The following is an 8,840-nucleotide window of genomic DNA, read 5'->3' as shown; positions in this document are numbered from 1 at the left end:
TTGCTGCCGCCGAAGGCGTCACCGGTTCCCTCAGCTCCATCGGTTACGGCCTCGCGGCCATCGGCCCGGGCGTCGGCGTCGGCATCATCTTCGGTAACGGTACGCAGGCCCTCGCCCGCCAGCCCGAGGCTGCCGGTCTGATCCGCGCCAACCAGATCCTCGGCTTCGCCTTCTGTGAGGCGCTCGCCCTCATCGGTCTGGTCATGCCGTTCGTCTACTAAGACGAGCCGCGACCACTAGTCCGAATAGACGAAAGGCACTGATGTGAACCTCCTGGTTCTCGCGGCCGAGACGGAAAACCCGCTCGTCCCGCCGATCCCCGAGCTCGTCATCGGTCTGATCGCCTTCGTCATCGTCTTCGGTTTCCTCGCGAAGAAGCTCCTCCCGAACATCAACAAGGTTCTGGACGAGCGTCGCGAGGCCATCGAGGGCGGTATCGAGAAGGCTGAGGCCGCTCAGACCGAGGCCCAGAGCGTGCTGGAGCAGTACAAGGCCCAGCTCGCCGAGGCCCGGCACGAGGCCGCGCGCCTGCGCCAGGAAGCGCTGGAGCAGGGCACTGCGCTCAAGGAAGAACTGCGCGCAGAGGGCCAGCGGCAGCGTGAGGAGATCATCGCTGCCGGTCACGCCCAGATCGCCGCTGACCGCAAGGCCGCCTCTCAGGCGCTGCGTCAGGACGTGGGCAAGCTCGCCACCGACCTGGCCGGCAAGCTCGTCGGCGAGTCCCTTGAGGACGTCGCCCGTCAGAGCCGCACCATCGACCGCTTCCTCAGCGAGCTTGAGGAGAAGGCCGAGGCGGCCCGATGAACGGAGCGAGCCGCGAGGCGCTGGCCTCCGCGCGCGAGCGTCTCGACGCGCTGACGGACAACACGTCCGTCGACGCGGCGAAGCTCGCCGGCGAGCTGGCAGCCGTCACCGCGCTGCTCGACCGTGAGGTCTCGCTGCGTCGGGTCATCACGGACCCGGCGCAGTCCGGCGAGGCCAAGGCCGAGCTCGTCGGCCGGCTGCTGTCCGGCCAGGTGGGCGGGGAGACCCTCGACCTGGTGTCCGGCATGGCCCGGTCCCGCTGGTCGCAGTCCCGTGACCTGGTGGACGCGCTGGAGGAGCTGGCGGCCACCGCCGACCTCACGGCCGCCCAGCAGGCCGGCGCGCTCGACGGCGTCGAGGACGAGCTGTTCCGGTTCGGCCGGATCGTCGCCTCGAACACCGCACTGCGTGCCGCGCTGACCGACCGTGCCGCCACCGCCACCGCCAAGAGCGAGCTGCTGCGCAGCCTGCTCGGCGGCAAGGTGAACGCCGTCACCGAGCGCCTGGTCGTCCGTCTTGTCACGCACCCGCGTGGACGTAGCCTTGAGGGGGGCCTTGAGTCCCTCTCGACGCTCGCCGCTGCGCGTCGTGACCGCATGGTCGCCACGGTGACCAGCGCGGTCCCGCTCAGCGACGTGCAGAAGCAGCGTCTCGGCGCGGTGCTGGCCAAGCTGTACGGCCGCCAGATGCACCTGAACCTCGACGTGGACCCCGAGGTCCTCGGCGGGATCTCGGTGCGGGTGGGCGACGAGGTCATCGACGGCACCATCGCGGAGCGTCTCGCCGAGGCGTCCCGCCGCATGGCCGGCTGACCAGCCGCCACCACACAGATACAAAGCATTCCTAGCGGCCCGGTTGGGCCGTGCAGAACTTGCAGAAGATTCCTGGGGGTCGCCCCCAGACCCCTAAGAAGCTTCAGGCCCAACAAGGAGAGCAGGGAACCCAGATGGCGGAGCTCACGATCCGGCCGGAGGAGATCCGGGACGCACTGGAGACCTTTGTCCAGTCGTACCAGCCGGACGCGGCCTCGCGCGAGGAGGTCGGAACGGTCAGCGTTGCCGGCGACGGCATCGCGAAGGTGGAGGGCCTGCCCTCCGCCATGGCGAACGAGCTGCTGAAGTTCGAGGACGGCACCCTCGGTCTCGCCCTCAACCTTGAGGAGCGCGAGATCGGTGCGATCGTCCTCGGCGAGTTCAGCGGTATCGAGGAGGGCCAGCCGGTGCACCGCACCGGTGAGGTCCTCTCCGTAGGCGTCGGCGAGGGCTACCTCGGCCGCGTTGTCGACCCGCTCGGCAACCCGATCGACGGCCTCGGCGAGATCGCGACCGAGGGCCGCCGCGCCCTTGAGCTGCAGGCCCCGGGCGTCATGGTCCGTAAGTCGGTGCACGAGCCCATGCAGACCGGCTACAAGGCCGTCGACGCGATGGTGCCGATCGGCCGTGGCCAGCGTCAGCTGATCATCGGCGACCGCCAGACCGGCAAGACCGCCCTGGCCGTCGACACGATCATCAACCAGCGCGACAACTGGCGCTCGGGCGACGTGAACAAGCAGGTCCGCTGCATCTACGTCGCCATCGGCCAGAAGGGCTCGACCATCGCGTCCGTGCGCGGCGCCCTGGAAGAGGCCGGCGCGCTTGAGTACACGACGATCGTCGCCGCCCCGGCGTCCGACCCGGCCGGCTTCAAGTACCTGGCGCCGTACACCGGTTCCGCCATCGGCCAGCACTGGATGTACGCCGGCAAGCACGTCCTGATCATCTTCGACGACCTGTCGAAGCAGGCCGACGCCTACCGCGCCGTGTCGCTGCTGCTGCGCCGCCCGCCGGGCCGTGAGGCCTACCCGGGTGACGTCTTCTACCTGCACTCCCGTCTGCTGGAGCGCTGCGCGAAGCTCTCCGACGACATGGGTGCCGGTTCGATGACCGGTCTGCCGATCGTCGAGACCAAGGCCAACGACGTCTCGGCGTTCATCCCGACCAACGTCATCTCCATCACCGACGGCCAGTGCTTCCTGGAGTCCGACCTGTTCAACGCCGGTCAGCGCCCGGCCCTGAACGTCGGTATCTCGGTCTCCCGCGTCGGTGGCTCCGCCCAGCACAAGGCGATGAAGCAGGTTTCCGGCCGCCTCCGCGTCGACCTGGCCCAGTACCGCGAGCTGGAGGCGTTCGCCGCCTTCGGTTCCGACCTGGACGCCGCGTCGAAGAACTCCCTTGAGCGCGGCAAGCGCATGGTGGAGCTCCTGAAGCAGGGCCAGTACCAGCCGATGCCGGTCGAGGAGCAGGTCGTCTCCGTGTGGGCCGGCACCACCGGCAAGATGGACGACGTCCCGGTGGCCGACATCCGCCGCTTCGAGTCGGAGCTGCTGGAGTACCTGCGCCGCGAGCGCAAGGACCTCCTGACCTCCATCGCCGACGGCGGCAAGATGTCGGACGACACCCTCGGCTCGATCGCCGACGCCATCGCCGCCTTCAAGCGGCAGTTCGAGACCTCGGACGGCAAGCTCCTGGGCGAGGACGCGCCGGCCGTCAACGTCTCCAAGTGACGACGGAAGGGACCTGACTCATGGGAGCGCAGCTCCGGGTCTACAAGCGTCGCATCCGTGCCGTCACGGCGACCAAGAAGATCACCAAGGCGATGGAGATGATCGCCGCCTCGCGCATCGTCAAGGCGCAGCGCAAGGTGGCGGCGTCGATGCCGTACGCGACCGAGCTCACCCGTGCGGTGACCGCGGTGGCGACCGGTTCGAACACCAAGCACGCCCTGACCACCGAGGTCGAGGCGCCGACCCGCGCCGCGGTCCTGCTCATCACGAGCGACCGCGGTCTGGCCGGCGGCTACTCCTCGAACGCCATCAAGCAGGCCGAGCGGCTCACCGAGCGGCTGCGCGCTGAGGGCAAGGAGGTCGACCACTACATCGTCGGCCGCAAGGGTGTCGCCTACTACGGTTTCCGTGAGCGCAAGGTCACGGACTCGTGGACCGGCTTCACCGACAGCCCGGCCTACGCCGACGCCAAGCGCGTCGCGGCGCCGCTGATCGAGGCCATCCAGACGGAGACGGCCGAAGGCGGCGTCGACGAGCTGCACATCGTCTTCACGGAATTCGTGTCGATGATGACGCAGAACGCGGTGGACGGCCGGATGCTGCCGCTCAGCCTCGACCAGGCTCAGGAAGAGGACGGCAAGAAGGGCGAGATCCTTCCGCTGTTCGAGTTCGAGCCCTCGGCGGAGGACGTCCTCGACGCCCTTCTGCCGCGCTACGTCGAGAGCCGCATCTACAACGCACTGCTGCAGTCGGCCGCTTCCGAGCACGCCGCCCGCCGCCGCGCGATGAAGTCGGCGACCGACAACGCCGGTGAGCTCATCAAGAGCCTCTCCCGGCTTGCCAACGCGGCCCGCCAGGCCGAAATCACCCAGGAAATCAGCGAGATCGTCGGTGGCGCGAGCGCCATGGCCGACGCGACCGCGGGGAGTGACAAGTAATGACGACCTCTGTTGAGACGGCCGCTGCCACGGGCCGCATCGCCCGGGTCATCGGCCCGGTCGTCGACGTGGAGTTCCCCGTCGACGCGATGCCCGACATCTACAACGCGCTGAAGGTCCAGGTCGCCGACCCGGCCGAGGAGGGCGCGCTCAAGACGCTGACCCTTGAGGTCGCCCAGCACCTGGGTGACGGTCTGGTCCGCACCATCTCCATGCAGCCCACCGACGGTCTGGTCCGCCAGGCCCCGGTGACCGACACGGGCGCGGGCATCACCGTCCCCGTCGGTGACTTCACCAAGGGCAAGGTGTTCAACACCCTCGGTGAGGTGCTGAACTACCCCGAGGCCAACGCCGAGGTCACCGAGCGCTGGGCGATCCACCGCAAGGCCCCGAACTTCGACGAGCTTGAGTCGAAGACGGAGATGTTCGAGACCGGCGTCAAGGTCATCGACCTTCTCACCCCGTACGTCAAGGGTGGAAAGATCGGTCTGTTCGGTGGTGCCGGTGTCGGCAAGACCGTTCTGATCCAGGAAATGATCTACCGCGTCGCCAACAACCACGACGGTGTGTCGGTGTTCGCGGGCGTCGGTGAGCGTACCCGTGAGGGCAACGACCTCATCGAGGAGATGTCGGACTCCGGCGTTCTGGACAAGACCGCGCTGGTCTTCGGCCAGATGGACGAGCCCCCGGGCACCCGTCTGCGCGTCGCCCTGGCCGGTCTGACCATGGCGGAGTACTTCCGCGATGTGCAGAAGCAGGACGTCCTCTTCTTCATCGACAACATCTTCCGGTACACCCAGGCCGGTTCCGAGGTGTCGACCCTGCTCGGCCGTATGCCCTCCGCGGTGGGTTACCAGCCGAACCTGGCCGACGAGATGGGTCTCCTCCAGGAGCGCATCACCTCGACCCGTGGTCACTCGATCACCTCCATGCAGGCGATCTACGTCCCCGCCGACGACCTCACCGACCCGGCGCCGGCGACCACCTTCGCCCACCTCGACGCGACGACGGTTCTCTCCCGTCCGATCTCCGAGAAGGGCATCTACCCGGCCGTGGACCCGCTGGACTCCACGTCCCGCATCCTGGACCCCCGCTACATCGCGGCGGACCACTACAACGCGGCCATGCGCGTCAAGGGGATCCTCCAGAAGTACAAGGACCTCCAGGACATCATCGCGATCCTCGGTATCGACGAGCTGGGCGAGGAGGACAAGCTCGTTGTCCACCGTGCCCGTCGTGTCGAGCGCTTCCTGTCGCAGAACACCCACGTCGCCAAGCAGTTCACCGGCGTGGACGGTTCGGACGTTCCGCTCGACGAGTCGATCGCCGCGTTCAACGCGATCTGCGACGGTGAGTACGACCACTTCCCCGAGCAGGCGTTCTTCATGTGCGGTGGCATCGAGGACCTGAAGGCCAACGCCAAGGAGCTGGGCGTCTCCTGACGCTCCGCAGGAGAGGGGCGGGTGTGTCCCGCCCCTCTCTCCACGCCCATTAGAATTTGACCCAACACCCGGCGGACCCGCCGGGTGGTGACCCGAGGAGCCACCTTGGCTGCTGAGCTGCACGTCGAGATGGTCGCGGCGGACCGCAATGTCTGGTCCGGCGAGGCCACCCTGGTCGTCGCCCGCACCACGTCCGGCGACATCGGCGTCATGCCCGGTCACCAGCCGCTTCTCGGTGTGCTGGAATCGGGCCCGGTGACCATCCGTACCAGCGATGGCGGCACGGTCGTCGCCGCGGTGCACGGCGGTTTCATCTCGTTCGCGGACAACAAGCTGTCCCTGCTGGCCGAGATCGCCGAGCTCGCGGACGAGATCGACGTCCAGCGGGCGGAGCGGGCACTGGAGCGCGCGAAGGCGGACGCTGACGCGGCCGCCGAACGTCGCGCCGATGTCCGGCTGCGTGCGGTCGCGGGGCACTGAGCCCCGTACCGAAGAGTGTGAAACCTCAGCCGCGGTCCGTTCCGGAATTTTCCGGCGCGGGTCGCGGCTGAGGCGATGTACGTACTTTTTGTTTGTGCGGTTTTCGATGAGCGAGGAGGTCGGTGAAGATGCTCCTCGCTCTGCTTGTGAGCGGCCTGGTCGTAGCCCTGGTGGTGATCGGGCTGTTCGTGTTCGGGCTGCGCCGCAGACTGATCCAGCGCTCCGGCGGGACCTTCGACTGCAGCCTGCGCTGGGGCGTGGCCGAGGAGCCCGACGTCTCCGGCAAGGGATGGGTGTACGGCGTCGCCCGCTACAGCGGTGACCGCATCGAGTGGTTCCGTGTGTTCAGCTATTCGCCGCGGCCGCGCCGGCTGCTGGAGCGTTCCTCCATCGAGGTGCTCGCACGGCGCGCTCCGGAGGGCGAGGAGGAGCTGGCGCTGCTGTCCGACTCCGTCGTGCTCGGCTGTTCCCACCAGGGGACGCGCCTGGAGCTGGCGATGAGCGAGGACGCGCTGACCGGCTTCCTGGCGTGGCTGGAGGCCGCGCCGCCCGGGCAGAGGGTGAACGTCGCCTGACGCGTCACGACCGCAGAGGAAGCCGGGGAGACGGGGGCGGACCCGTCTCCCCGGCTTCGTCGTGTGCGGCTACTGCAGGCCGGTGTGGATGGCGTTCGCGAGTTCGCCGCCCGCGGTGTCCCCGCTGAACTCCCAGAAGAAGGCTCCCTTGAGCCCCTGGTTCTTCAGCCAGGTCATCTTCCCGGCGATGGTGGCGGGGGTGTCGTAGCTCCACCAGTTGCTTCCGCACTTGGCGTAGGCGGTGCCGGCGACGGTGCCGGTGGTGGGGCAGCTGGTCTTGAGGACCTTGTAGTCCTCGATGCCCTGCTCGTAGGTGCCCGGGGCGGGTCCGGTGGCGGTGCCGCCGGGGGCGTCCTGGGTGACGCCGGTCCAGCCGCGGCCGTAGAAGCCGATGCCGAGGTTGAGCTTGGAGCCGGGGATGCCCTTGCCCTTGAGCTTGGTGATGGCGGCCTCGGAGTTGAAGCCGGCGATCGGGATGCCGGTGTAGGAGGTCAGCAGGGAGTGCGGGGCGGTCGGGCCCTTGGCGTCCCACGCGCCGAAGAAGTCGTACGTCATCACGTTGTAGAAGTCGACGTACGGGGCGGCGCCGGCGTAGTCCGCGAGGTCGAGCTTGCCGCCGTTGGAGCCGTCGGCGGAGATGGCGGCGGTGACCAGGTTGGCGGAGCCGAACTTGGCGCGCAGGGCCGACATCAGGTTCTTGAAGGCGGCGGCGCCGCTGGTGTCACAGGACAGGCCGCAGGCGTTCGGGTACTCCCAGTCGATGTCGATGCCGTCGAAGACGTCCGCCCAGCGCGGGTCCTCGACCAGGTCGTAGCAGGACTGGGCGAAGGCGGCCGGGTTCTGGGCGGCCTGGCCGAAGCCGCCGGACCAGGTCCAGCCGCCGAAGGAGTAGACGACCTTGATGTTCGGGTACTTGGCCTTGAGTTTGCGCAGCTGGTTGAAGTTGCCGCGCAGGGGCTGGTCCCAGGTGTCGGCGACGCCGTCGACGCTCTGGTCGGCGGTGTAGGCCTTGTCGTAGTCGGCGTAGGAGTCGCCGATGGTGCACTTGCCGTTCTGGACGTTGCCGAAGGCGTAGTTGATGTGGGTGATCTTCGCGGCGGTGCCCGAGGTGACCAGGTTCTTCACGTGGTAGTTGCGCTGGTAGACGCCCCAGTCGGTGAAGTAGCCGAGCTTGACCCTGGCGCCGGGGTCCGGGCCGGGCCCGGGGTCGGTGCCGCCGCCGGGGGTGGTGACGGAGAGGGGGGCGGAGGAGGGGCCGGTCTGGTCGGCGGTGTCGCGGGCGGTGACCGTGTAGGTGTAGGTGGTGCCCTTGGTCAGGCCGCTGTCGCCGTGGGTGGTGCCGGTGACGGTGGTGAGCTTGGTGCCGTTGCGGTAGACGTCGTAGTTCTTGACGCCCTTGTCGTCGGTGGCCGCCGGCCAGGACAGGGTCAGGGCGTTCTCCGTCAGCCCCGAGACCGTGGGGGTGCCGGGGGCCGAGGGCGGGTTGTCGGTGGGGGTGGTGCCGCCCTCGCAGGAGCCGCCGTTGACCTTGCAGCCGGAGGGGGCGCCGGGGCCGCTGCCGTTGAAGCCGAAGCTGACGGTGGCGCCGGGGGCGAGGGTGCCGTTCCAGCCGACGTTCTTGGCGGTCCAGTGGGTGCCGGAGCTGGTGACGGTGGCGTCCCAGGCCGAGGTCACCTGGGTGCCGGCCGGGTAGTCCCACTCCACGGTCCAGCTGCTGAGGGCGGAGGTGCCGGTGTTCTTCACCGTCCACTTGCCCTCGAAGCCGGTGCCCCAGTCGGAGACCTTGGTGTAGGTGGCGGTCGCGGAGGCGGCGGCCTGCGCGGGCCCGGCCAGGCCGATGAGGCCGGCGACGGGAAGGGCGAGGGCGGCCGCGGTGGCGGCCAGCCTCCTGAAGAGGGGGATGCGTCGTGGGGGTGCTGTGCTCAAGGGTGCTCCTCCGGAGGTCCGTGGGGGGGGGGGGGGCCCCCCCCCCCCCCGGCGGGGCCCCGCCCCCCCCCCCCCCCCCCCCCCCCCCCCCCTTTTTAATTCAAACAAAACACACACATTAGGGGTGATAAAA

9 protein-coding genes are annotated in these 8,840 nt (G+C 68.8%); 8 read left to right on the top strand and 1 reads right to left on the bottom strand.

Going from position 1 to position 8,840, the window contains the following annotated elements:
- The 8 genes from atpE to WDV06_RS34830 form a co-directional block, all read left to right on the top strand.
- Positions 1-221 (top strand): ATP synthase F0 subunit C (gene atpE / locus WDV06_RS34865; protein ID WP_395513829.1); only part of this gene is annotated, 221 nt, incomplete at its 5' end.
- Positions 222-264: 43 nt separating this feature from the next.
- Positions 265-804, top strand: a complete 540-nt coding sequence (locus WDV06_RS34860; RefSeq protein ID WP_384754104.1) for a F0F1 ATP synthase subunit B — start codon at positions 265-267, stop codon at positions 802-804.
- The gene (locus WDV06_RS34855) at positions 801-1,616 is read left to right on the top strand and encodes a F0F1 ATP synthase subunit delta (RefSeq protein ID WP_395513828.1); all 816 of its coding nucleotides are present in this window, start codon (positions 801-803) and stop codon (positions 1,614-1,616) included. Before WDV06_RS34860 ends, WDV06_RS34855 begins: the two co-directional genes overlap by 4 nt.
- A gap of 134 nt (positions 1,617-1,750) precedes the next feature.
- Complete coding sequence (gene atpA / locus WDV06_RS34850; protein WP_395513827.1) at positions 1,751-3,346, top strand: F0F1 ATP synthase subunit alpha; 1,596 nt, start codon at positions 1,751-1,753, stop codon at positions 3,344-3,346.
- Positions 3,347-3,366: 20 nt separating this feature from the next.
- The gene (locus tag WDV06_RS34845; protein WP_395513826.1) at positions 3,367-4,284 is read left to right on the top strand and encodes a F0F1 ATP synthase subunit gamma; all 918 of its coding nucleotides are present in this window, start codon (positions 3,367-3,369) and stop codon (positions 4,282-4,284) included.
- Complete coding sequence (gene atpD, locus WDV06_RS34840; RefSeq protein WP_395513825.1) at positions 4,284-5,726, top strand: F0F1 ATP synthase subunit beta; 1,443 nt, start codon at positions 4,284-4,286, stop codon at positions 5,724-5,726. Before WDV06_RS34845 ends, atpD begins: the two co-directional genes overlap by 1 nt.
- A 105-nt stretch (positions 5,727-5,831) precedes the next feature.
- Positions 5,832-6,206 (top strand): F0F1 ATP synthase subunit epsilon, encoded by a 375-nt coding sequence (locus WDV06_RS34835; protein ID WP_045948891.1) that lies wholly within the window; start codon positions 5,832-5,834, stop codon positions 6,204-6,206.
- 128 nt (positions 6,207-6,334) lie between these two features.
- Positions 6,335-6,781, top strand: a complete 447-nt coding sequence (locus tag WDV06_RS34830; RefSeq protein WP_211275098.1) for a DUF2550 domain-containing protein — start codon at positions 6,335-6,337, stop codon at positions 6,779-6,781.
- A 69-nt stretch (positions 6,782-6,850) separates the two neighbouring features.
- Here the strand turns inward: WDV06_RS34830 and WDV06_RS34825 are convergent, their stop codons facing one another.
- Positions 6,851-8,707, bottom strand: coding sequence for a glycosyl hydrolase family 18 protein (locus WDV06_RS34825; RefSeq protein ID WP_395513824.1), 1,857 nt, complete (start codon positions 8,705-8,707; stop codon positions 6,851-6,853).
- Positions 8,708-8,840: the final 133 nt, after the last annotated feature.

Source organism: Streptomyces racemochromogenes (assembly GCF_044129415.1).
In the GTDB taxonomy this organism is placed as follows: domain Bacteria; phylum Actinomycetota; class Actinomycetes; order Streptomycetales; family Streptomycetaceae; genus Streptomyces; species Streptomyces racemochromogenes_A.
This window is presented reverse-complemented; position numbering and strand designations above follow the sequence as displayed.

What these genes read in the sequence shown, in the direction of transcription:
- atpA (WP_395513827.1), top strand. Translation starts at nt 1,751, where the DNA reads ATGGCGGAGCTCACGATCCGGCCGGAGGAGATCCGGGACGCACTGGAG.
- WDV06_RS34845 (WP_395513826.1), top strand. Translation starts at nt 3,367, where the DNA reads ATGGGAGCGCAGCTCCGGGTCTACAAGCGTCGCATCCGTGCCGTCACG.
- WDV06_RS34855 (WP_395513828.1), top strand. Translation starts at nt 801, where the DNA reads ATGAACGGAGCGAGCCGCGAGGCGCTGGCCTCCGCGCGCGAGCGTCTC.
- atpD (WP_395513825.1), top strand. Translation starts at nt 4,284, where the DNA reads ATGACGACCTCTGTTGAGACGGCCGCTGCCACGGGCCGCATCGCCCGG.
- WDV06_RS34830 (WP_211275098.1), top strand. Translation starts at nt 6,335, where the DNA reads ATGCTCCTCGCTCTGCTTGTGAGCGGCCTGGTCGTAGCCCTGGTGGTG.